The 25220-nt window shown below is 37.9% G+C and carries 17 protein-coding genes and 1 riboswitch; of the genes, 6 read left to right on the top strand and 11 right to left on the bottom strand.

The window, feature by feature from the left end; translation table 11 throughout:
* Positions 1-52 precede the first annotated feature (52 nt).
* Entirely contained in the window at positions 53-790 is a 738-nt protein-coding gene (gene purC, locus ACN222_RS11340) for a phosphoribosylaminoimidazolesuccinocarboxamide synthase (RefSeq protein ID WP_010996425.1), read from the bottom strand.
* Positions 791-1823: 1033 nt separating this feature from the next.
* Between purC and ACN222_RS11335 the strand changes: the two genes are divergently transcribed.
* A complete protein-coding gene (locus ACN222_RS11335; RefSeq protein WP_190449595.1) occupies positions 1824-2108 on the top strand; it encodes a DUF7219 family protein in 285 nt (94 codons plus the stop codon).
* Positions 2109-2224: 116 nt separating this feature from the next.
* Here ACN222_RS11335 and ACN222_RS11330 read toward each other — a convergent pair whose 3' ends face one another.
* From ACN222_RS11330 to ACN222_RS11320, 3 genes are all read right to left on the bottom strand, one after another.
* Positions 2225-4804, bottom strand: a complete 2580-nt coding sequence (locus ACN222_RS11330; protein ID WP_010996423.1) for a GAF domain-containing protein — start codon at positions 4802-4804, stop codon at positions 2225-2227.
* 126 nt (positions 4805-4930) lie between these two features.
* Entirely contained in the window at positions 4931-6067 is a 1137-nt protein-coding gene (locus ACN222_RS11325) for a glycosyltransferase family 4 protein (RefSeq protein ID WP_010996422.1), read from the bottom strand.
* Positions 6068-6173: 106 nt separating this feature from the next.
* On the bottom strand, positions 6174-7805 hold the full coding sequence (locus tag ACN222_RS11320; RefSeq protein ID WP_010996421.1) for a cation:proton antiporter: 1632 nt from the start codon (positions 7803-7805) through the stop codon (positions 6174-6176).
* A 95-nt stretch (positions 7806-7900) separates the two neighbouring features.
* Positions 7901-7982: riboswitch (Fluoride riboswitch) on the bottom strand.
* A 269-nt stretch (positions 7983-8251) separates the two neighbouring features.
* Here ACN222_RS11320 and ACN222_RS11315 point away from each other — a divergent pair.
* Positions 8252-9121 (top strand): zinc metalloprotease HtpX, encoded by an 870-nt coding sequence (locus ACN222_RS11315; protein ID WP_010996420.1) that lies wholly within the window; start codon positions 8252-8254, stop codon positions 9119-9121.
* A 51-nt stretch (positions 9122-9172) separates the two neighbouring features.
* Positions 9173-9601, top strand: a complete 429-nt coding sequence (locus tag ACN222_RS11310; RefSeq protein WP_010996419.1) for a hypothetical protein — start codon at positions 9173-9175, stop codon at positions 9599-9601.
* A 252-nt stretch (positions 9602-9853) separates the two neighbouring features.
* On the opposite strand, the gene ACN222_RS11305 is transcribed toward ACN222_RS11310, so the two are convergent.
* Positions 9854-10585 (bottom strand): phosphate/phosphite/phosphonate ABC transporter substrate-binding protein, encoded by a 732-nt coding sequence (locus ACN222_RS11305; RefSeq protein WP_313949413.1) that lies wholly within the window; start codon positions 10583-10585, stop codon positions 9854-9856.
* A 235-nt stretch (positions 10586-10820) separates the two neighbouring features.
* On the opposite strand from ACN222_RS11305, the gene ACN222_RS11300 reads away from it, so the two are divergent.
* Positions 10821-11723: a c-type heme family protein gene (locus tag ACN222_RS11300; protein WP_010996417.1), complete on the top strand. Its 903-nt coding sequence runs from the start codon at positions 10821-10823 to the stop codon at positions 11721-11723.
* Between the two features lie 369 nt (positions 11724-12092).
* Here ACN222_RS11300 and ACN222_RS11295 read toward each other — a convergent pair whose 3' ends face one another.
* The 6 genes from ACN222_RS11295 to ACN222_RS11270 all read right to left on the bottom strand — a co-directional run bounded on the left by ACN222_RS11295 (position 12093) and on the right by ACN222_RS11270 (position 24079).
* Entirely contained in the window at positions 12093-13208 is a 1116-nt protein-coding gene (locus ACN222_RS11295) for a protein kinase domain-containing protein (RefSeq protein ID WP_419756902.1), read from the bottom strand.
* Complete coding sequence (locus ACN222_RS11290) at positions 13189-13479, bottom strand: hypothetical protein (RefSeq protein ID WP_419756901.1); 291 nt, start codon at positions 13477-13479, stop codon at positions 13189-13191. The genes ACN222_RS11295 and ACN222_RS11290 overlap by 20 nt, the downstream gene beginning before the upstream one ends.
* A gap of 325 nt (positions 13480-13804) precedes the next feature.
* Positions 13805-19138 carry a trifunctional serine/threonine-protein kinase/ATP-binding protein/sensor histidine kinase gene (locus tag ACN222_RS11285; protein WP_010996415.1) on the bottom strand — a complete coding sequence of 1778 codons (5334 nt, stop codon included), beginning with the start codon at positions 19136-19138 and terminating at the stop codon, positions 13805-13807.
* 207 nt (positions 19139-19345) lie between these two features.
* A complete protein-coding gene (locus ACN222_RS11280; protein WP_044521301.1) occupies positions 19346-21655 on the bottom strand; it encodes an NAD(P)-binding protein in 2310 nt (769 codons plus the stop codon).
* Between the two features lie 143 nt (positions 21656-21798).
* On the bottom strand, positions 21799-23046 hold the full coding sequence (locus ACN222_RS11275) for a hypothetical protein (protein ID WP_010996413.1): 1248 nt from the start codon (positions 23044-23046) through the stop codon (positions 21799-21801).
* Positions 23047-23812: 766 nt separating this feature from the next.
* A complete protein-coding gene (locus tag ACN222_RS11270) occupies positions 23813-24079 on the bottom strand; it encodes a hypothetical protein (protein ID WP_010996412.1) in 267 nt (88 codons plus the stop codon).
* A gap of 464 nt (positions 24080-24543) precedes the next feature.
* Between ACN222_RS11270 and gvpA (ACN222_RS11265) the strand changes: the two genes are divergently transcribed.
* Together gvpA (ACN222_RS11265) and gvpA (ACN222_RS11260) are read left to right on the top strand one after the other, a co-directional pair.
* Positions 24544-24759: a gas vesicle structural protein GvpA gene (gene gvpA / locus ACN222_RS11265; RefSeq protein ID WP_010996411.1), complete on the top strand. Its 216-nt coding sequence runs from the start codon at positions 24544-24546 to the stop codon at positions 24757-24759.
* 104 nt (positions 24760-24863) lie between these two features.
* Positions 24864-25079: a gas vesicle structural protein GvpA gene (gene gvpA, locus ACN222_RS11260; RefSeq protein ID WP_010996411.1), complete on the top strand. Its 216-nt coding sequence runs from the start codon at positions 24864-24866 to the stop codon at positions 25077-25079.
* The last annotated feature ends 141 nt before the right edge of the window (positions 25080-25220 follow it).

Genomic DNA, 25220 nt, shown 5'->3' with positions numbered 1-25220 from the left:
AAACAAATATACTTGTTTGTTTTGCAATAATCAAAAATTATTCCTGATACATCTAATTTTTAATTTCTACTGCTGTTAGTACTCTTTGTAAAACCTCCTGATAAGCATCTTCTACATTTCCCAGGTCGCGCCGGAAACGGTCTTTATCCATAACGCGGCGATTGGGGTCGGCTTCTGTTGTGTTCCACAAACGGCAGGTATCAGGGCTAATTTCATCAGCCAGGAGTATTTGCTGTTGTGAGTCCAAACCGAATTCTAGTTTGAAGTCTACTAGGGTGATACCGCAATTCTGCCAGAAGTTTTTGAGGAAATCGTTTATTTGCAATGCTAGATGAGTAATTTCCTCTACTTGTTCCGCCGTGGCTAGTTCCATTAACAGCAGGCGATCGCGTGTTAATAGTGGATCTCCTAACTGATCGTTTTTATAATAAAACTCTACTAGGGGCTGTTTTAAGACTGTACCTAGCTCTATACCTGTTTGCTGAGATAAGCTACCAGCAGCAATATTACGTATTACTACTTCTAGCGGTATGATTTTTACGGCTTTCACCCGCATTTGATTGGGTGCAGGGCTATCAATAAAGTGCGTCTTGATCCCAGATGCTTCCAACTGCTGAAAAAGCTGGCTGGAAATACTACAATTTATTCTGCCTTTGCCAATGATACTGCCGCGCTTTTGCGCGTTAAAGGCAGTGGCATCATCTTTAAAATCAGCCAGCAAGACTTCTGGCTCGTCGGTAGTATAGAGAATTTTAGCTTTGCCTTCGTATAGCTTGGAATGAACAGACATGGTGGGAGGTAAAGTTTGAGCGATGAGCAGCTTTTGTCCTTTCGGGCTTCACCATTTTATCTTTAGTTATTCACGATTAGCTATTCGTCTGTAGTCAGTGAGGCAATTTTGGGTGGGGAATATTGCAGAAAATCAATGCTGCACCTGACCACATGGCAAAATAGCTGATGGTAACTTAAGACCACCAGCCTGCGAAATCTGGCAAAATTAAGAGAAATCTTAATGTTAGAGGTGTGCGATATCCTATTTTGCTCTATCTATATCCCGATATGGCGATTCTTACCTAAGTTAGGGATTGCCACATTACTATGACAAACTGAATTCTTACCTCAAGCAGAAGCAATACTTCTTGGTTTGCGATATTTTTTGAGAGTAAGCTAATGCGCGTCTAAATGGCATAACTACTAATTAGGGCTGTTAACTGTTGACAGTCAACGGTCAACATTCCTCATGATGAATCATGCAATTTAAACGCAGATAGCTTAATGTGTACTTTTTTACATCAATGTTAAGATTAGACCAACACAAAGAATAATTTTTGTAACTATTCAATTTTTTGTGTTAACTGCAAGTATATATTGATACGTTTATTTGAGAGATAAACAAGATAAATGACATCAAGTTTTCTATTATCTGAACCTAATATATATGAGGTAAATCATTAATCAAAAAATAAGTAAAATACTGATTACCAAAGCATTAGTATTTTCATCTCCAGACCAACAAGGCAGATTTTTCTATACATCCATTGGAAAAGATTGGCTCAAGAATAAAATTCGTTGAATCTTGACATTCAAATATCTGAGATTTTAGACTCGGTGCAAAAATAGCTAACTGGCTTGAATATCGCAAAAATGTAGCCAGCAATACATAAAAATCTCAAAAGCATTTTAAATAGTCAAATATTATTTATTGGAGAAGATGAAATAAATTAAGTAATTAGTGGTCTTCGTACTGTATTTCTACTGAATTACAGTTGAGATGGATACTAGAGATTCATCTTTAGATGTTAAACATAAAGGAGTTAAATAAAATGGAGAAAAGCATAATGAGCAAAGACAATTTTCTCTATCCTCGTGGCCGTTATTACGGCCAAGTAAAGCCAGAAAATTTAGTTTTCAACGCTAATTTACAGGAATTTGCCCAGAAAGTAAGTTATATTTGCAACTTAGAGACAGGGGGAAAGTTGTCACCAGATGAAGCTTACGACCAAATAAAAGCTTTGTGGAAACACTTAAAGCGCACCAAAAAACAACTACAAATCGGCGAACATCCATTTCAAAATGGAGACGATAACTCTGAAAGTGCGGGAAAATGAGAGAGGGGAATCAATTCAAAATTCAAAATCCCCTACGGCTACTCCTGCTGAGAACTCGCAGAGTAGGCTACGCCAACAAAATTAACTCCCTGTTTATCACTCAACACTTAGCAATCCTACTTTGTGAAAATTGTCCATACGCCGTCCCATTGAGGAGGTGGTGGAGTTTGTTGATAATTGTAGGCGCGTTCTAGGTGAATATTGACAGCTTGGTCTGTGGGTCGAATATGTTTAGCTGAGTTAAAACAAGCGATCGCCTGGGTAAAATCGCGGACTAAGTAGGCAGTCCGACCATTATGATAGTGAAAGAGGAACTCTTGGGTGTTGTCATCTAAGGGAGTACTGCGATCGCTAATCAACTCATAGATATTGACAGCTTGGTGTTTCCCTTTGACTCGGATTTTATCTAACTGACGTACCCAAATGCGATCGCTGCATAATTGGTAAGTAAACTCACTGAGGATAATATCACAGCCATATTCTTTGGTGACAGTTTCCAAGCGGGAACTTAAATTCACACCATCACCAATGACTGTGTAATCCATACGCTTGTGAGAACCGATGTTACCAGAAACTACTTCTCCAGAACTAATACCAATACCGATTTTGATTTGTGGTTGTGCCTGAATGATGCGTCGTTGGTTAAATTCCTTCAGGCGTTGGCGCATATCTAATGCTGACTGTACTGCTTGCCAAGCATGATTTTCTGTGAGTGGTAGTGGCGCACCAAAAACAGCCATTAAAGCATCACCGATAAATTTATCCAGTGTGCCTTCATAGTTGAAAACTGCTTCAACCATTGTTTCAAAATATTGGTTCAGGAGTGATACCACTTCAGCCGCACCTAGATTTTCCGTAAGTGTGGTGTAGCCTCGGATATCTGAAAATAAAACAGTCACCTCCTTGCGTTCACCAACCATTAAGGCATCTTCCCCTAAAGCCATTACCTGTTCAGCTACATGGGGTGTAAGGTAGCGATACATAGTAGTTTTGAGGCGCTTCTCTTGACTAATATCTTCCAAAACTACCAAACCACCACGGACACCGCCTTCTGGGTTCGTCAAAGGATTAACGGTAAGATTAATACTGCGTTCTAAGATTTGTACTTCTTCCGGGGTGATAAATTGCGACTGGGGGGTTTGGGGTAAATTCCAGGGGAGAAAAATATCTGGGTTGATGCGATCGCGTACTGTCAAAATAGAGTAGTCTTGAGTTTCATGCAAAACCCGACTTTCAGACATTTGTAATTGATAAATTCCCACTATCAAACTTTGTTCTGGCACATAATGTTTAGCACCACTTTTTAAACTATCTTCTAAGCGCATCTGCAAATTTTCAATTGGTACAATTTCCCAAACTACGCGACCAATTAAATTTTGTTCCCACAGCAGCTTATTACTTTTATGATTAGCATCACCTAAAGGACAACCGAGTAATTCCAAGGCTGCATCATTAATTGTGACAATTCTCCCGGCCATATCTGTAGAAATTACAGCATCTGACAAGCTTTGTAAAATGTCTTTTTGATATTGTTTTTCTAGTAATACATTTTCAAATAAACGAGCATTTTCTAAAGCAACTCCGGCTTGAATATTAAAAGCCCGCATAAACTCTTCATCAGAAGCCGTAAAACTTCCTTGTTGCTTATTAATTAACTGTGTTACTCCGATCAATTCATTGGCTGAATTAAAGACTGGCAAACACAAAATATTTCTGGTCAAATAGCCTGTTTTTCTGTCTGTTGTTGGATCAAACCGGGGGTCTTTATAAGCATCAGAGATATTCAGCGCATCGCCTGTAGATGCCACATAGCCGACAATACCGCGATTCGCCGGAATCCGAATTTCTATTAACTGTGTGGTATCTGCTGCTGCTGCTACTTTAGTCCAGAGTTCGCCCATTTCTTTGCGATACAGAAATAATGTGCTGCGGTCTGCCTGCATCAAAATTCGGGCTTGTTCCATCACTATTTGCAAAGTAGCCTCTAAATCTAAACTTTGCCCTAGTGTTTGAGTAGCGCGTAAAAGTGCTGTGACTCCCCGTTGATTGCGAGCTGCAACATAAAAAGATTGACAGGTTTCTAAAATAATCCCAATAGAAGCAGCAAAATCACGAAAAGACTCTTCATCATTTCGATTGAAGGGTATATTTCCTGTCTTATTAGCTAATTGTACTACTGCGACAATTTGATCTTTGCTACTAACGACAGGCATACATAAAATATTATTAATCTTATAGCCCATTTGTCTCTCTAATTCTGGGCTAAACAAAGGATGAGTAGCAGTTTCTGAGATATTTAAATATTGACCTGTACTAGCAACATGACCAGGAATTCCTACAGTAATGGGAGTACGAATTTCTAAAAATTTCTGCCCATTATCTTGGGGTACTTTTGACCATAATTGACATTTATCATAGTCAACTAAGAAAATGGCTGTATGTTCTGCTTGGAGAATTTGACCGATTTTCAGTGTAATTGCTTCCAACACTTTCTCCAACATATTTTCTAGAGCTTCATTATTAATGAGTTCAATTGCTCTGAGAAATTGTTGAAATTCGGCAGTGATAAAGTCTAGCAAGCAAACAAATTCGTTAACAGAAAGGTCTTTGACCCGACGCAATAAAGCGTGGGTACGATTAACTTGAGTCAGTTCTGTTAACGAAGCCAAAACGCTACCAGGATTGGGAAGAGTCATTAGTTATTGGTCAGTTGTCCGTTGTCCGTTGCTAATAGTTTTCTTTTCCCCTGCCTGAAAAGAGGTTGTAGGGGAAATATATCTTTCATCTATGACTGTGAAATTTTTTCATCAGGACTGCCTTCTTCAACCTACTTTTGCTAACTTTTCTTTAATTAACACTTTTTGGTAATAATCTTGTAGCTGACGTGTAGCAGATGCCCATCCCCACCCTTCGGCTTCTCGACGAGCATTTTGACGGATGGTATCACGTTCTTGGGCGTTTTCTAAGAGGCGGACGGTTGCATTAATGGCATCTTGAATATCGGCTTTTGGGTTAAAAAGATAACCATTGACCCCATCTGTGACGATATCAGGGATACCACCGGAACGGGCGGCGACTACTGGACAGCCGGCTGCCATTGCTTCTAGTAAGACTAAACCCAGAGTTTCTGTGCGAGAGGGAAAAATAAAGGCATCGGCGCTGGCAAAAGCAGAACCTAATTCACGTCCTGTGAGATAGCCGACAAAATGAGTATTTGTACCAAAGAAATGTTTTTCTAATGCTTGGCGGTGGGGGCCGTCTCCCACCAGGGCTAATCTCGCTTGGGGAATTGCTTCTAGGATGGGTTTGATGCGCTCAATTTCTTTTTCAGCAGAAAGACGACCTACATATAATAATAGGGGGTTTTCTGGGTGGTTTTGTGACAGATGCGATCGCATCTCTAAACTGGCTAATTCAGGATGAAATAATTCTGTGTCTACTCCTCTTTGCCATAAATCCACTCGTTCGATACCGTGTCCTGATAGTTCTGCCACCATCGCGGTGGAAGTACAAAGATTTAAGACAGCTTGATTGTGCGCTCCTTTTAGCAGTTCCCACAGCAACCCTTCTAGCATTCCTAAACCATAATGTTGGAGATATTGGGGTAGATGAGTATGATAAGAAGCTACTAAGGGGATTTTTTGGACTTTACTGTAAAAAATTCCTGACAAACCTAAGACTGCCGGATTCACAACATGAATAATATCTGGTTGAAACTCTTCTAGGGCGTAACCAATAGCTGGGCGAGGAAGTGCCATTTTTAACTCTGGATACAGAGGCAAGGGAAAGCCGCTAACGCCGTAAACTTTCGCTCCTTTGTGTTCAGTAATGCCCCCATCAGGGGCAATCACTAAAACTTCGTTTCCCAGACGTTGTAAATGATCAACGGTGTGGCGCAGGCGTGTCACAATACCGTCAACCTTAGGCAAAAAGGTTTCGGTGAATAAGGCAATTCTCATACAAAACTATGCAGTAAGGGGAGATAGTCCCAACTTCTGTTGAATTTCGATATCTACAACAGAGTAAACTGTCTCCCGTAATCTAATCAATTGTGTACAGCCAGATTTAATTTTTTTCTGGCCGGGTGTCCAGCAAGATGACGGGTATGGAACTATTTTCTAAGACAGCTTGGGATACTGAGCCAATCAGTACTTTCTCCCAAGGTTGATGTCCCCGTTTTCCCATCACAATTGCCGTTGCATTATATGTCTCGGCAATGCGAAGAATTTCTTCGGGAACAGCACCAGTAACAGTGAGAAATTGATATCTAATATCTGATAATAGCTGTTTTGCTTGTGCTTGCACTTGTTCAACATCTTGCCGATGCGAGGTATTAACTACGTGTAAAACGATCGCCTCACCGTTACTGCGTCGTGCTAAATCTGCAACTTTGGTTAAAACCTCTGTGGCTAAACTGGATGTATCTACTGCTGCTAGCAATAAAGTACGTGTAGCTATTGTCACTTTTGTAGGGTCAACTTCTCCTCTCGTTAACAATTTAGGTGCAAAGACAGTTGTTGCCCAAGCGCCCAAGGGTGCAGTAATGAGAATTGAAAGCACAGCGATCGCTAAAATTATCTCACCTCCCGCAATACCTTGGGCTAGGGGAATTGCCCCAATGGCAGCTTGCACTGTGGCTTTAGCTGAGTTTCCTGGTAGCAGAAACAGTCTTTCGTGCCAGTTCCAATTACTACCCAAAGTTGAAAGATACCAACCAATCATTCGACCAATAAATAAACCAATGGCCAGAATTAAAATTCCTGGTAGCAAGATGTTTTCTAAAACTTGTAGTTGAATTGTTGCCCCTAACAAGACAAACAAAAAAATCTCCGCTACTACCCATAAACCATCGAATCCGCCGCGCAATCTTCTCGCTAAGGGAGCATCTAATTCAATTAAGAAAAATCCCATTGCTATTGTTGCTAAATAGCCGGAGAAGTAAGGTAGAGCATTAGCAATAATTACTAAAAATAAAGCTAAACTTGCGGAAATTACGGTGTCTTGAACGACATTTTGTGTCCAGTTTTGTTTTGTTAACAGCAAAACTATTAAACGCGCAGCTAAATACCCCAATAACAACCCCAAGACGATTTGCATGAGTATTTGTATGGGGAGTAAATACAGTGTATTTAATGTAAATACTCCTATAAGGGTGATTTGCTCAACACCACCATCACCTAAGAAATTCAACAATAGACTAAAGACAAGTAATAGCAAGACATCAGATAAGGCACTACCTGTCAAAATGGCATCGGGAATCCCTTTTGTAACTCCCAAGCCTAAACTTTTCAGCCTCAACATTCCTGGCACAATTACCGCCGGCGACTCAGCACCAATGACACAACCTAAAAGTAAGCCAGTAGGAAAATCAAATTTAAAGATAATTATAGAAGCAATAGCAATGGCGATCGCTTCGGTTGTTGCAGGTAGAAATCCCAAGCGCAATGCCACACTTCCCTGTTCGGCCAGTTTTTCCCTGTCCAATCCCAGCCCAGCTTTCATCAGGATAATTGTCACCGCCACCGTTCTTAATTCATCAGCAGCGCCAAGCACATCTTGACTGATGACATTACCAACTTGGGGGCCTACAAAAATCCCGACTAGAATCATGCCAATTAACGGCGGTGCTGTTAAGCGACGGGCAATTTGACCTGCAAAAAAGCCCATGATTAAAATCCACAATATGCTGAATAACATACCTTGACTGCCAGTGTTGCGATTTGTAGATCAAGACTTACTACAAGGAAGCCAGGTGATGTATACAACAAACTCCTACCCTCCCGCAGCAAGCAAGAAAAGTAGGAGTCATCAGCCTTCTAGATTAATTTTTTGACTAGAATAGCGGTTTTGGCGAACTCCATCGCCATTAGTAATTATTACCATACCACATAAGGATATGAACTAGCGATCGCTCTCAATATCGAACGAAATTAACCCATTATTCTTATTCTTCATTTTAAATTTTGAATTAAAATAACACAAGATTATTGCCACTTGAGACGGAAAACCGTACTCATGTTGGAGCGCAATTTCTACCTGATAAATCCCTGTTTAGATAGATAAAATCAAAGTGCAACTCAAGTAATCTAGTTGTCTATAAAAGATTAAAAAAATCAATACAGCATTAGCAGGAGAGCGCAAATATGGGAAATCAATTTAAAACGCTTGCTTTGCTTGCTGCCCTCAGTGGCTTACTAATTGCTATCAGTTATTGGGTAATTGGCGGTAGTAGCGGCTTGATGATTGGTATTGGCTTGGCGGCAGTGACAAACCTGCTTTCATGGTATCAATCAGATAAGATTGCCTTGGCAGTTTACCGCGCTCAAGCTGTGAGCGAAAGTCAAGCGCCAAAACTTTATCGCACGGTGCAGAGATTATCACAACGCGCTAATATTCCCATGCCAGGAGTGTATATTGTTCCAGGTCAAACTGCTAATGCTTTTGCGACAGGAAGAGATCCAGAACACGCGGCGGTGGCTGTCACCGAAGGTATTTTAAATATATTGCCAGAGGATGAATTAGAAGCTGTCATCGCCCACGAACTTACACATATTATTAACCGAGACACATTAACACAAGCTGTAGCTGCTACTGTTGCCGGTGCTATCTCTTTCTTGGCACAAATGGTGAGTTATAGCTTATGGTTCGGTGGGATAGGTGGACGAGATAACGAAAGAGGCGGAAATCCTTTAGGTGTTTTGTTAACTGTTGTACTTGCACCTATAGCAGCCACTATCATTCAGCTAGCCATATCCCGCACTAGAGAATTTTCTGCTGATGCTGGTTCTGCCAGATTAACAGGTAATCCCCGCGCCCTAGCCCGCGCATTACAAAGACTGGAAGCCACAGCGCGACAAATGCCCTTAAATGCTAACCCAGCTTTTGAGCCGCTATTAATTATCAACCCCATTTCTGGGCAGTTTTTAGGTAACTTATTTTCCAGCCATCCATCCACCGAAGCAAGAGTTCAAGCACTGCTGAAGTTAGAAAAACAACTGCCAACAATAGCTTAGGTAGTAGATAACTATTGACTGTTAACTCATGACTCAAAGGATATTTCAACTATGAATGCTGACAACATCGAAATTATCGAATCTGTCGAAATTGTTGAATCTGCCGTGGTGGTAGAAATTAGTCCTCAAACTGATGAAATAGTGGAAGCGGAGATGGCCGGCGAAACTGATGAAGTAAAGCGCGAAACTAAAGCGCTGATTGAAGCACTCAGAAGACGCGCGCAAGCTGAAGCCGAATCAGCAGGAACTTTCACCCGCGAAACTTACTTAAACGCTGTTCGGAGGATACGAGAAAATCTTGACAAGGAAAGAATTATGGATCGCAGCGATCGCTTAGAATACTTTTGGGCAGTTTTGAAGGACGAAACCGAGAAAAACTGGCACTTAATGATGAAAGATTTTGTAGATTTTAGTGTACGTCTACAAAATGCCGCCAAAGCCGCCTGGGAAGCCTTCAATGCCCCTCGCCATCAAGGTTAGGTATATTAAATTATCACAAAACCCTACCTTAATAGGACTTACGCACCCAGATTTTCTTTTGAAACTGGGTGTAAGGGTGTAAGGGTTTCAAACATTTATACCCCTACACCCCTATACCCTTCTCCAAACCCTTGATCTTTCGTTTTCATGCGTAAGTCCTACTTAATTTTGCTATCAGCCAAAACGAGGTAGGGTTTCGCACTTAAATACTTTTCTCAACTCTAGTCCCTAAACTCTCTCGCCGACAAAAATTTAAATTGTTTTATTAAATAACTGCACCGGCTTACTTTGCAATTGAGAAGCAATTGGCTGTACTCGTTCCACCACACTAATCATGTATTTGTAATTTGGGACTTGTGCATTGGGTATATAGCCAATCTCTTGCGCTGAAGTTGAAGGAAACTCACTCATAACTTTGCGAATGAATTCTTGGCGTTTGCTTTCTATAGTTGATTCCATCAACACAACACCAGGTGGAACATAATGGGGATCTGTGTAGAGGATACGAAATTTAGTTCCTGGGAATTTTGAGCTATAAAGATTAAATTCTGCCATAGAAACAGCACCAGCTGCTGCTTTTCCTTCAGCTACCCATTCCATAATAGTTTTTGGTGTAGGTGCAGACAAAATTTCAGCCAGCGTTAGACCATAAAGATTATAAAGCGGTAAATAATATCCTGTAGCTGAACCTAATTGTCCTAGAGCTACTGTTTTACGCTGTAAATCTTGCAAATCACGGATGTTGCTGTCCTCGCGGGTAATGAAAACGCAACGCAAATTATTCACACCAATTAAAGGGAATAAAGGAATATATTGATAGCGGGAAATCGCTATAGCTGCTATGCCTGGCGGAGCAAACACTAATGACCAAGCACGAGATTCTAGGCGCTCAATCGCTTTATTTTCATTAAAAGTAGGTTCTAAAGTAATCTTAGCTTTTGTTCTTTCTCCTAAATAACGCTTAAATCCAGCATACTGATTGATTATTTTTGCTCCACCATCATAGTTAATTACACCAATAGTTAATAAACCATTAGATTGCTGTTGAGATGTACAGGCATTAACTATTAGGAAAATTGATTGTCCAAAAAAAAACGCCGTGAAAACTTACTAGACATTACTAACTTTAATTAATAAACTATCTTGCTTTTATAAGCTATCTTCGCTAAAGTATTTTACTACAATCCTTGATAAAGCTTTATCTAAAAAATTTACACTAATGTTAAAAAAAATAAAGATCGGTACAAAATTCAACTTACTATTAACTATCGTTTTTATCATTAGCATTGTAGTAAGTGGGGCTGCTTTATCCAGCATACTCCAGAATCGAGCGCAAACAGAAGTAATTTCCAAAGCTTTGGTGCTTTTAAACACAATGACTTCTGTAAGACAATATACACAAGATAGAGTCAGAAATTTGCTGTTGCCTCAACTAGAGACTCAAGCAGCCTTTATTCCAGAAACAGTTCCCGCTTTCTCTGCAACAGAAGTATTTGAAAACTTACGCAAAAATGAACAGTATCAAAATTTCTTTTATAAAGAAGCTACACTGAACCCAACTAATTTACGAGACAAAGCCGATAGCTATGAAGCGGCGATCGTGGAACGCTTTCGCAAGAATCCTTCACTGCCAGAAATTGCTAGCTTCCGTACTTTGCCTGAAGGCACGGTATTTTATATTGCCAGACCATTGGCCGTGAAAGAACAAAGTTGTCTGCAATGCCACTCTACACCAGAAAAAGCACCCAAGAGCCAATTGGTAACTTATGGTTCAGAAAATGGTTTTGGGTGGCAACTGAATGAGATTGTCGCAGCTCAGATTATCTCTGTTCCTTCAGAAGAAGTCTTTAATAATGCCCAAAGTACTTGGTTAGGAATTATGGCGTTTTTGGTTGTTATCTTTGCCATAGTTGTGATTATAATTAACTTCCTCATTAAGAAAACCGTAATTCAGCGCATTAGAAAAATTGAAAACATCGCGCAAAGAGTCAGCACTGGAGACATGAGTGCAGAATTTGAAGATAAAACTAATGATGAAATTGGTGGTTTAGCAGCAGCTTTTAATCGTATGAAATATAGCTTAACAATAGCTATGGATATGCTAAACAAACAAAATGAATGAATACTATATATTAAGGAACTTTCAGATAAAAAAAATATCCAAAATGTAGGGTGCTTCAGTTCCTCATGAACCTAAGCATAATCTAATACAGTTTAGTTAAGAAAATAGTTTGTAGTGAGGAATATTCCTTATTTCACAAACCCCAGGTTTTAGACTTAACTGAACCGTATTGAACTATAATCAGAAATTATTCAGACTGACACACCTTAACAAGCCATCGATTTCAGCTAATTTATTTTTTGCTGTTTCCTAACAAGAAATATAGCTGTCGCTAGTAGTGTTAGGACATCAATAGATGATATAACCCAGACACAACAAGACTTTTCACCCAGTCCTCAGTCCCCAGCTATACTTAATTTATATCCAGTTTTAAGAAAGTAATCGCTGCTGAAATTGCCAAGCTTTTTGAGCATCAGGAATTTCATCCGATACAATTTTAATAAATTCCGTACGAGAGGTTGTTGCACTAGTAGATTTTTTTGCTTTTTGAATGAGGAAAACAGCAATTGGCCCAATTAAGTCTAGTAACTCCCGTTCACACTCACGTACCAAAGCATCACTAATACCAGAGTTTGTAGTTGGTTGGATTTTTTCTGGTAAACTATTAGAGATGTTTTCGTACTTAATGGTGGGTTGCTCAAGGAGCGGTTCTACTTTTTTCTTAAACTCAGTTTGTTGATTGGCTGTTAAATGTAAAGCCAAACTATCGATCAATTCTTGATAACTAGAAGCTGATGCTGTCCTTCGTAATAACGTTGCTGCTATGGGGCCAACGAAAGTTGTGAGTACATTTTCTAGATAGTTATACTGTTCTAAGGAAAGAATAGAACTATTACTGCTATGTAATCCTAATCTTTGCTGTTGGGATAGAGTAAGCGGAGGCTGTTGTGTCAATGTTGATGGTGCAACAGTTATTTGAGTTTCTGCTTGAAGATGAAAATTCTGTTGTAACGCCTCTAAAACTTCTGTAGCCGATTGGTAGCGAAGTTTAAAGTTATTTATCACCATTTTAGATAACACAGATGCTAACACAGGGCTAACTTCTGCACTATTTTGCCAGAGAACTTCTCCTGATACGGGATCTTCTGCTAGTTCTCTGGGATGTACTCCTGTTAATGCTTGAATACAAACTATACCTAGAGAATAAATATCACTGTTGAGACGGGGTTTACCTCGGAACTGTTCTAAAGACATATATCCTGGTGTGCCGATAGCAACAGTCATTTCTGTTTGTCCACTAATTGCGCTGATCTGTGTTTGGACTTCTTTAACTGCTCCAAAATCTATCAGCACTAACTTACCATCATGTAGCCTTCTGAGAATATTTTCCGGTTTGATATCTCGATGAATCACTTTGTGAAGATGAATGAATTGCAAGATATCTAAGGCTTGCTGTAGAAGTATTATGACTTTTTTTTCTGTCCAAGGTTGATTAGGTGGCATTTCTGCTTTTAGTGAATGCCCGTCAATAAATTCTTGTACCAAAAAAAAATTCTTGATGCTCTTCAAAGTATGCTAAAAGACGAGGAATTTGATCATGATGCCCCAGTCTTTCTAGTGTTTCTGCTTCGCTGGTGAATAGCCGTCTGGCCGTTTCCATAAACTCTGGGTTATGGGTTACAGGTTGAAAGTGCTTGACGACACATTTAGGTTGACCAGGGCGTTGAGTGTCAAGTGCGATATAAGTTTTACCAAATCCACCTCCGCCTAACATTTGACGGATTTGATAACGACCGACTAGTAAAGTGCCTAACATTGCATGACTTTTTTAAGTCTTACGTTCATCTTGACATTATTATTAATATTAGCGAATAAAATCTAATGAAGAAATTATGTAACTATTTTAACTCATAAATATTTGTTACGTAAGGGCTGGTAAAAAGGAATGGATAAGTTTTTACTTCACTTAACTATATGAGGCTTACTTAATCAATGTTAGTCAAACTGTAAACATTCCAGCTACTTTAATGCGAACACCTGAACTACTCTATGAATAGAGAAAATCCTTGCCCGGTAAGGAATGCGAAGGAAGCATTTGATGTAACCTGATCAATTAAAGAAACATAATTAAACTATACTACTCACTTTTGTCGACAGGGAATTTGAATGATAAATTCTGCACCTTGCCCAGGCGTAGAAATGCACTCTATGCTACCTCGATGTTTATCTACTACAATTTGATAACTGATTGATAATCCTAAACCAGTACCTTGTCCTATAGGTTTAGTAGTGAAAAAAGGGTCAAATATTCTTTGTCTAACGCTATCACTCATCCCTAACCCATTATCCTTAATGGAAATAGCGACTAAATCAGGATTGACTACTTCGGTACGAATAGCGATCGCACTAGCATCAGTCTTAATCTCCTCTAAATTATGTTCCCGATTTAACTTTTCCAAAGAATCAATGGCATTATTGAGGATATTCATGAATACCTGATTCAACTGCCCAGTATAACACTCAACTTTTGGTAATTCAGCATAATTCTTAATAATCTCTATTGCAGGCTTACCTGGTTTGGCTTGGAGACGACTTTGTAAAATGAGTAAAGTACTTTCAATCCCCTCATGAATATCCACAGGTTTCATATCAGCCTCATCTAACCGCGAGAAATTACGTAGTGTCAGCACAATTTCCCGAATACGCTGTGTACCAATTTTCATAGAAGATAAAGTTTTCGGCATATCTTCTTTAATAAAATCAACGTCAATATTTTCTAAAAACTCTTCAATTTCTGGCGTTGCTTCAGGATAAATACTTCGATAAATGTCAATTAAAGTGAGTAAGTCATTGGCATAATTATCAATGTGACTTAGGTTACCATGAATAAAACTTACAGGGTTATTAATTTCGTGAGCAATGCCAGCAACCATTTGCCCCAAACTAGACATTTTTTCTGTTTGAATAAGCTGAGTTTGTGTCAGTTTTAATTCGTGTAATGTTTGCCTTAAGCGCAAATTATTTTCATTTAATTCTCTAGTTCTTTCTTCTATCTTTTCTTCTAAATTAGCGTAAAGTCGAGCGTTTTCCAGAGAAATAGCTGCTTGTGTAGATAGTAACTTTAATATCTGTATTCTGTCCGCAGTAAATGCTCCTACTATTAAATTATTTTCCAAATAAAGTATACCAATTAATTTACCTTGATTCAGAATAGAAGTACAGATGATAGACTTTATATCCTGTTTAATAATATAGGGATCTAGGATAAAGCTTCCTTCATTACTGGCATCAGACAAAACTACATCTTTCCTTGTTCTTCTGACAAAATTAATCACAGATATTGGTAATTGTTGGCTGTCCTCAAATGGTATTGATTGACCAACAGTTACATCATCTTTATCTACACTTGCCTTAGCCTCAATCAATAAATTGCCGGCTTTTTCCAACAGGAGAATACCAGTTTGAGCGCCAGCATTCTCAATCACAATTGTCATTAATTTTTCTAGTAAATTATCTAGTAAAATGACTTCTGACAGAGTTTGTGATGCTTTAATAACTGAAATTAAATCTAATCCACTTGACTTCTCACTAGCAGTAGAAGTAGTGATATTAGTATTTGTAAAGTCTGCCGGATATTGACTAGATATCTTAGCAGTTAATTCTGGGTATTTAGATTCCAAATTTCTCACTTTAGCACTTGCTCCCCAATGACGATAACCATAGTGTGCCTTTGTTATATAGAGGCAAGCAAATTCATTTCTCCCTAAACTAAAGTAAAATTCTGCTGCACATTCATAAGCTAGTGCTTCTTCATGAATATATCCAAACTTATGCGCGCCTTGAATGGCACACTCATAATACTCCATTGCTATTAATACTTGTCCTAATACTCGTGCTTTCTCTGCCTCTACTAATTCATATTTATGTTGATTATTTATAGGTGCATGATCTGCCCATTCTTTTAATTGCTGCTGATTTTCTGATACTTTTTCTAAGGCAGATGTTATATCTGCATCAGAGGTTAGATTTAAACAAAGAGCTAGCAGTGCCAGCGAGTAATAAAATTTATATTCAATTAAATAAAAAGTGCCACCAACAGCAACTTCATACTGCTGTGCTAATTCAGCATTTTTTACAGCCTGACTATAATCTTTAAAAAAATAACTCAAAATACTTTTAGCAAGATAAGCATAAAATATAGCTGTAATGTTACCTGCCATTCTCTGCATTATTGAATTATTGAAGTCATCACCATCTAAGTAAACTTCATTTTTCAGACCTTGTTTAAGTTCAGTTAGTAACTGTTTCAATATCAGCAAACAAACGGTAAAGTGTTCTTGCTGTATCCTTTGTGCTAAGTTAATATATTTATCTAATCTTTGTTCAACAGTTTCTAGATTTTCTCCGCTCCAGAAAGGATGCCAACAAACTAGTAAACCATTGTAGCCAACATATTCAATATCCCCTGTATCTAAACCACTTTGAACACCCTCTTGTAACGGTTCTATAGTTGTTTGAATATGCTCTTTCCAATGCCTAACAAAAATATTAAACAAGGCATAAACTTTAGACTTTATTTCCTTGGCATTGAATTGATTTAAAATTTGTAAGGATAATTTACCAAATCTATATCCTGATTCGATATTATTAAGAGGCCCACACAAAATTAGCCCATAAAAACCATAAGCGTAAGCTGCAAAAGATGAATTTCCATACTGCAAGCATAGATCAATCATTGTAAAAGCAATCAATGGTAAAAGTGCAGGATCTGCTAAATAAGCAGGAGGCATAGCTGTCATTAGTATCCTCATTGCAGCCAGCTTACTAGGGTCCATCATTTCTGGGAGATTGATTAATTCTTCAATTTTTAACTCTGCTGGTGGAGTTTGGGACAAAGAAACTCCTAGCATTCCTAGTACCTGCAAATCTAAATCTAATGCTTCTCTCATTCGATTTTGACCGACGTAAAATTGAATTTTTTTCTCATATACCTTAACAGCATCAAGAATATTTTTACTGTTAGCGATAACAGTGGCAAATAATGGTTCTGCTTCCTCAAAATTTGTATTTAAATATGCAGATTCTACAGTTTCTACATGAAGGTCAAGTGTTAATTCATAATGCTTCTGCCAACAGTCAATATCAAGTAGATTTAAACCTTGCTTAAGGAAGCTTACAGCAGATTCGTAAGCAGTAGAATCTTTCGCTTTACGTCCAGCCATCAGATTTAATGCAGCCAATTTATACCTTTCTTCTGGAGCAGTAATGAGTCCAGCACCCATATTTAACTGGTTAGCAATATCAAAGATTTTTTCTTCTAGTAAACTTTTATCTATATTTTTTAATAGCAGCCTGCCAATATTTAAGTGAATTTCCTTCTTATGCTCATCGGGAATTAACGCATAGGCTGCTTGTTGTACACGATCATGAAGAAACTTATAATCAATGACAAAAATGTCAACATCATCTAACAGTTGTGGTAGTTTGTAATTATCACTCAAAGGGATAATTAAACCAGCTTGCAGGGCTTCCCAAATATCTAATGCTGTAGCATTGTGGGATTTTTCATTAATACAAGATAGTGTATTTAAATTAAATCGATTACCAATACAAGCGGCTATTTTTATAATATTTTGTGTATTATCTTTGAGTTTTTGAATTTTACCTATCATCAGATCAACAACATTATCAGTAATATCTAGCATCTGGATATACTGAATATACCATTGCCATTGACCAGTAATAAAGTTAAATACAAGTAAATTTTCTTGATGAATAAACTTTAGCAATTGGTTGATAAAAAATGGATTACCACCAGTTTTATGGAAAATCAATTTAGCCAATTCTTTGGAATCTTCTAACCCAGATTTTAGAGTGTCACCCACTAATTGACAAACATCAGTTATTTTAAGATTTTGGCAGTAAATAATATTGATGGGAGTACGATTTTTTTCAATCTCCTGCAAAATCAGCATTAAATGATGACTGCTATCAACTTCATTATCTCGATAAGCTCCTATGAGAAATAAGTATTGAATATCACTATTGATCGCTAATAGTTGAATTAATTTTAATGAGGCTAAATCTGCCCACTGTAAATCATCTAAAAATACAACTAATGGATGCTCTTTTTGTGCAAAAACATTAATAAATTTTTGCATCACCAAGTTAAAGCGATTCTGTGCTTCGGCTGACCCTAGTTGTGGTACTTCTGGTTGTTTACCAATAATTAGTTCTAGTTCGGGAATAACATCAATGATAATTTGAGCATTAGGGACTAAAGCCGCTAAAATTCTTTCTCGCCAATTAGCTAATTGTTGTCCACTTTCTGTCAGCAATTGCTGCATTAACTCTTGAAAGGCTTGAATTAGTGAAGCATAAGGAATATTACGCTGAAATTGTTCAAATTTACCTGCAATAAAATAGCCTCTGTTTTTAATAACAGGTTTATGAATTTCATTCACTAAGGCTGATTTACCGATACCTGAGTAACCTGCAACTAATATTAATTCTTTATGACCTTGATTGACGTTTTCAAAAGCAGCCATCAAAATATCTATTTCTGCTTCTCGTCCATATAATTTCTCAGGAATTTGTAATTGGCTAGACTGATCATGCTGACCAATAGGAAATGTAGTGATAGAATCAACTGCGACTAACTGGTTAAGACATTTTTCTAAATCAGCTTTAATTCCCAAAGCACTTTGATATCTTTCCTCAGCAGTTTTGCTAAGTAATTTCATGATGATTTCAGAAACTACTTCAGGTATTTCCGGGATTAATTGGTTTATTGATATAGGTTGTTTGGCAATATGACAATGAACTAACTCCATTGGGTCAGTCACGATAAATGGTAACTGACCTGTGAGCATTTCATAAAAAGTTACACCTAATGAATAAAAGTCTGTACGATAATCAATTGACCTGTTCATTCGACCTGTTTGCTCTGGAGACATATAGGCTATAGTTCCTTCTAGCAAATTAGGATTATTGAGCTTGGCTTTTTCCTGAAATAGTAATGATGAAATAGAAAAATCGATTATTTTAACTTGATGGGTTTCTAAATTAACAATAATATTCTGTGGTTTAATATCTTTATGAATAATATATTTTCGGTGTAATTCACCTAGTGCTTGGGTAATTTGAATACCTATTTTACAGAAATCGAGTAACCCAATTTTCTTTTCTTGAATAACTTTGTGGAGGGAAGTACCATCAAATTCTTCTAAAACCAGGGCAAAACAATTGTTGTATTTTTCAAAACCATGAGCTTTAACTACTCCTGGGATATCTAAATTCTTAATTAGTTCATACTCATGTTTTAAGGCCGCTATATCTTTTAATTCAGGGTATTCTGTTTTTAAAATTTTAATAACCACCAGTTTACTATCTGGAATGCTGATAGCATGATAAACATTAGTTTTTACTCCTTCGCCAATTAATTCTATAATTTGGTAATTAGGCAATGTAATCATTAGTTATTTTAATAATTAAAATCGTGAGTGTAGTATTGAGATAATTATTTATCAACGAAATAATAAATTCATTTTTAAAGTCAGTTAATTAACTTTCCTTAAAAAGGTATGTTCATGTTAAATGGCATAGGTTCTGACAAACTCAATAATGCTAAATTTCATCAAGTTTGTCAAAATATATCTTACTAATTTAAATTAAATACACTCCTAGAGCCAAGAATCCCATTCACCAATAATTTCTTTGGTGTAATTTATGTGGAAGCATTGTTGCAAAATAGCACGCGTAGCTTGCATTGCAGATATTACCGTCGCTTCTACACAACCGGAATTGTAACCGTTGTCAATCCAATCACCCGTGAGGTAGAGGTTATCAAAACCAGATTCATCAGTTTTGAGTCGATACTTGGTACTTCCAGGTACAGATAATACATAGCGTTCTGACGGGTCAATGTTAATTCGCCAGTATTGAGCTTTAAAGCGTTCTACGCCCTGACGGTTTTGAAAATCTATTAGTAAATCCCAGTTCAAACCTTGGGGATTTTTGGGGTGAGTAGCATTAGGCCAAAGGTGTCCGATGTGATTGTTAAGAAAGTTAATTGCTTGTTGCTCTACTATTTTTTGGGCTTTAGCTGGAAAATCATATTCTGTCTGGGGAGGAATCCCAGGATCTGCGATTACTCCTGTAAAATAAGCTACATTGTAAGGGTAATGCTCAGAAGGCCAATTTTCTCTTGGTAGTACCTCACTCATATCTGCATAGACATCAAGGGGTTCAACATAAGCTCCCAAAACCGGACTAGGTTTTTGCCATCCCAATTGGGACAAGGTAGGCTTGAGCCATATTTGTCCACCTTGAGTGGTGACTGTCTTCACGTTATTGAGCATCTTGAGCCATTTTTGATGAACTGGATTTTTTTTAGCTTGGAGCAATTCACCACAAATAAAAGGTAAGGCGGCTATAGAAATTCCCAGCAACACAATATCGAAATCATCACCTTTGGTAAGAGTAATTTTGTCTACATTTTCCCAAGGTGTCCAATGTGATTCAAGGTTAATTTTTTGTTGTTGGAGTTTTTGCGCTTCTTCATCGACAATTTGATCATAAAGAGGTTCGCTAGGCCAGCAACGAATATCTTTAACTGTGATGAGTGGTTGATATTCTTGCTCTGGGTTTTTTAAATTAACTTGACGAGCTAAAGTCATGCTAGCAATCGATTGCTCATCTTTATCTAGATGCAACTGTTTGACAATATGGAAGAACTGGAATTTTACGCCGCGACGCTTTAGTAGTTCATATAGTGGTGTGATGACTACATCCGCCATTCCTGATTGCATTTTCCACATGATCGCACCATTATATTTGAACAAGATAGTGGTGAGGATACGGATTGCTGTTCCTGCTGCTAGTTGTGGTTTATTAGTGTTGCCTTCGGGAAAGCCATAGACTAAATCGTATAGAACGCGAATAAATGTTGATTTAACGCTGGATTCTCTAGCTCCGTTTTTTCGTAGCCAATCTCTGTAGTTATACTCATCTAGACTCTCTAGAGAGCGAAAATTTATGACCTCATCCACAAATAAGCCCCGGATGTTAGCTAATGCTAAGTCGATGAGTGTTAACCGCCAGAAGATGTCAGGATTTTGACTAATTTTAGATTCTATCTGACGGCTCAAGTGTTTTTGAAAGCGGTCTACTAACCGGAGAATTAACTTATGATGTTCGCGTCTGTGAGTTTTGGTATTTTTAGGCAGTGATTGCACTAGGTTATCGACGAGGTTTAAAAAAACTGTTTCGGAAGTCAAGTCTAGGCCTTGAATAATATCGATAACATATTGGTTGATATTTTTCAGCCATCCTCCCCAAAAGCTGGGTGCTTGGAGAAATAACTGAAGCAATTGGCTAGGGAACTGCAAAAGACTACTATCTGTTAAAAATTCTATGACCTCCTTGCCTAATGCTATTTGTTTGGCAAGAGATGCTGAGGAACTTGGAGATGAATTAGACTGATTGTAATTATCAATTTCTGCGTAAGTCTGAATGACGAATTTGATAGTAGTGCAGATATGTTCCCAGAGAGAAGAAATACCGTCACCTTCCCAGGGAACGAGAGAGTTTGTCGGAAAATCAAAAGGTAGACTTACCCATTTTTGATTAATGTACTCTTCTAAAACAATTAGACTGTGGGGTTTGAAGGCATCTTCTATGGTGTGAAAAGGCCCGTTACCACCAAGTTCGTCATAACATTGCTTTAGCAGACGAAAGGCATTTTCATAGAATCCAAAAAAAATGTGCAGTCCGTGTTCTTCGATCCGGTAGTCTGGTTCACAATCAGCTGTATGGGGTTTGATATTGCGTCCAGTCGCACATTTACCGCCCAAACGCCACCCGGTTTGATAAATAGTAATATCGTAGAGACTTTCCCATCCTGGTTGACTGGTTAATTCGTAGGCGGTGCTTAGGGATGCCATTCCACCTCCTAAGATAGCGATTTTTTTTGGTTGAAAAGCTTTAGACATGGTTGTTTTTCTTTCTTTGCTAAGTATGAAGGGAGGGGGAGATAGCCGACAGGTATAGACGTAGGAAGGTAGTAGAAGAAGTAATGACCTCTTCCTCATCACGGGCTGAATGCCCCACTACCGCTACCTAACAGCACTTATAACTATTGCTGTGGTGCTTGCCAAACGGTTTTACCATCTTTGAGGGTGAAGTCGAAATTCAGGACAAAACCAAGCTTGACGGGAATATTTATGGATTCACTGCCTGGAGAATAACCCTTGTATAGCCCTAAATCCTGGACAATTGGTTGGCTAGCGAAATTATTGATTTTTAATTGAAACTGGTCGCCAAAATTATTGAAGCCAAAGAGTTTTCCGCCATAGAAAGTTTGGAGTTGCATTGGCGATTCGATAAGTGCTTGATAGCAGGCTTTTTTACTATTTTCTACGTCGCGGATTTGTTTGAGAGTAACAAGGGGAACGATTTTTGCGAGGAGATATTCGAGGAGATTGAAGGGTAACTGTAAGCCAGGAAGGATAATTTCGTTATTGTCAAATAATAAACTAGCGATCGCTCTCACTGCTTCTTCAAAAGTGTCCCATGTTTTGATAGCTTCATGTTTCTCTCCTGTACTGATGCGTTTAACTTCCAACAGGCGAGCATCTATAGATTTGCTTGTAGGTGAAAAGTCTTTAAATACTAAAGTGTCTACGGTCAATAACTCTGGTTCTTGATTTAAGTCGGGAATCTGAAATGTGCCAAGTTGTTTAAAGAAACCGTAGACTTCCCTACCAGAAACAAGGATAGGAGAATTATTCACGTACAGGTAAGGCATAAACCAAGCCAGGCGTTCGGCTATAAATAAAGGGCCGACTCTTTTACCCACCACCGTTAACATCCAAAAAATTGCTTCTTCTTCAAATACGGTTCCTTTGTCGTAGTCTGGCGGATAGATGGAACTTAAAGAATCTATCTTGTTGAATGTCAGGATGAGATAGTTCATCGCTGGGCGATATTCAATCTCTCCGTTATTGGGATCATTGAGATATTTATCACACACCTCTTGCAACTTTGCCATTGATCCTTCAACGACAAAGGCATACATTTTTGTTCCTTTGATTTCATAGGGTTGATTAAACGCCTGTCCATCGGCTCGTTCTATATATTTGGGGTATGGTGATTTGTTTCCACCGCCACAAAAGTAATTTTGGAAAAAACTCGCTGCATCTTGTTCCATATTTTTGCCTTTTACTGCAAAATCTTGGAATAATTGCTCCGGTTTTTGTTGAATTTGGGTAAGGTAATTGGGCAGTTTTTGGGGTTTTTGCAGGAGAGTAGTTAATTCACTAACAGCGCCTAAAGCTGTATGAAAACTTGTTTGCATCATCTCCAAAGGATTATTCAGGTTCATAGAGTTGTATGTAATTGATTTGGTTACTTATGTGACAGTACAATTAGACAGCAATATACGTAGAAATATGAAAATATTAGATACTTCATATTTTCTGTACTATTGTGTCAAAGGAGTTTTATTTTGTCCTGTGTACAATCGAGAAATTTTTAATAAATATCCCTATAAAGCTATTCTGAGCTTAGAGCTAGGAAAATTAAGCCGTCAGTAATCATGGTGTTCTCACATAAATTTGGCACCATGATAGCACTTGATTTTTGTATCAACTATAACTAGAGGCTAAGATAACTAAGCCAGAGAATACTGTAATTAATTGGTATAGAAATGTAAATCATAAATTCATATCCTACTGTGGCCTTAGATCATTGTTATCTATGGCTCCCAGGTCAGAAATGCTGTAAATGGTGTTAACCATTCATTAGGAGATATTGATATTTATATATTTATGTTTGCAGGTATGGACTCTGGTGAGCGAAAAGCTATCTCTAGGTTGGATGGTTCCGCCATCACCAATGAACTCGCCACTACTTCAAGGCGCAATGTTGCACTTTGTCTCAATGTAACTTAACACAGTGATAGACTAGACCCAACCTTAGGCGATCGCCTGGAGCAATTTACATATAGACAATAGTCGCCACAAAAATTTGATTCCTTTGGTTCTTCAGATCATGCTACAAAGCCATAGCCGCAGGGTATGCCCTGAGATTGATATAGCAGACTAAGTTTTACTTAGTCTGTGAATCTAAGCTGACAAGTACTATTGGAACTAACCTTCTTGAACCCGGTGTTCAAATTCCTCACGGGTTTTTTCAACTATAACCAGAGAAGAAGCATATATCTCTTGGTGTTCCTGTTTCAACCAGTTTAAAAGACGGGACAGTTGGGCATTTCTTAAATCTAGGTCTGTTTGAAAAATAATGGCAGTTGCCATTGATTGAGCATATTGGACTGGATGACCTTGATTCACGAAATGAGCAATTAAGCCGGCGAAGGCTTCTTGGCGTACTGGATCAGAAGTAGCTTCTATAGACATTGTTTTTGTCTCAAAATAATTATTGAAGATATCCTATGTTATTTCCTAAAGATTTAAGTAATAGCAATACTACCTAATTTAAAAAACAGATTTAGAAAAAATTACTGTGTATTTACTGATTAAATTACCCGTCAAAGAAAGGTGACACCACAAACTTATATTTTTCCGGAAAATAATTGTAAAGCCTGACTAATTTTTAAAGTTTACGTCAAAGTATACAAAACAAACAATGTTGCAATTTAAAACTTACATTCGCATAAAAACCTATGCAAAATAAACATATAATCAACATTAAAACTCTCATTTAGTGTTAAATTATTTTCGTCTTTACATTTTTTAAAGCTTTTTATACTTGCAAAGTATTTACATCCGAAAAACCTGTGTCTAATATTAATTCAGTAGCGAGTAAAGCGAACGCCGAGCTTAATACTAAAACAATCAACAATGAGTTAAGGTCTAAAATAATGGCAGTCGAAAAAACTAATTCTTCTTCAAGCTTGGCAGAAGTTATTGACCGTATCTTAGATAAAGGTATCGTTGTAGATGCTTGGGTACGTGTTTCTCTAGTTGGTATTGAACTACTTGCAATCGAAGCTCGTATCGTCATTGCTTCCGTTGAAACCTACCTGAAATATGCAGAAGCTGTAGGTCTAACACAATCCGCCGCTATGCCTGCTTAATTATTAAGTAGATTCGAGAATATCTTAATTCTTAATAGGAAATTAAGATATTCTACTCCCGACCAGATAAATGTAAACACAACAATAGCTTAAGGTACAAAATCATGGCAGTCGAAAAAACCAATTCTTCTTCAAGCTTGGCAGAAGTTATTGACCGTATCTTAGATAAAGGTATCGTCGTAGATGCTTGGGTACGTGTTTCTCTAGTTGGTATTGAACTACTTGCAATCGAAGCTCGTATCGTCATTGCTTCCGTTGAAACCTACCTGAAATATGCAGAAGCTGTAGGTCTAACACAATCCGCCGCTATGCCTGCTTAATTATTAAGTAGGTGTAAAAAATCAGAATTATTACTTAAATAATTCTGGTTTATAATCTGTTTTTGGCAAGTATTTTGATGCTTTCCAATCAGATTTATCAAGGGACAAAGCGTAAGTATAAGTATTGTTTTAGCTACATTT

The sequence above is a fragment of the Anabaena sp. FACHB-595 genome (assembly GCF_048568275.1).
In the GTDB taxonomy this organism is placed as follows: Bacteria; Cyanobacteriota; Cyanobacteriia; order Cyanobacteriales; family Nostocaceae; genus Trichormus.
Note: the sequence above shows the minus strand (reverse complement) of the source record. Positions and strands in the feature narration are given on the sequence as shown.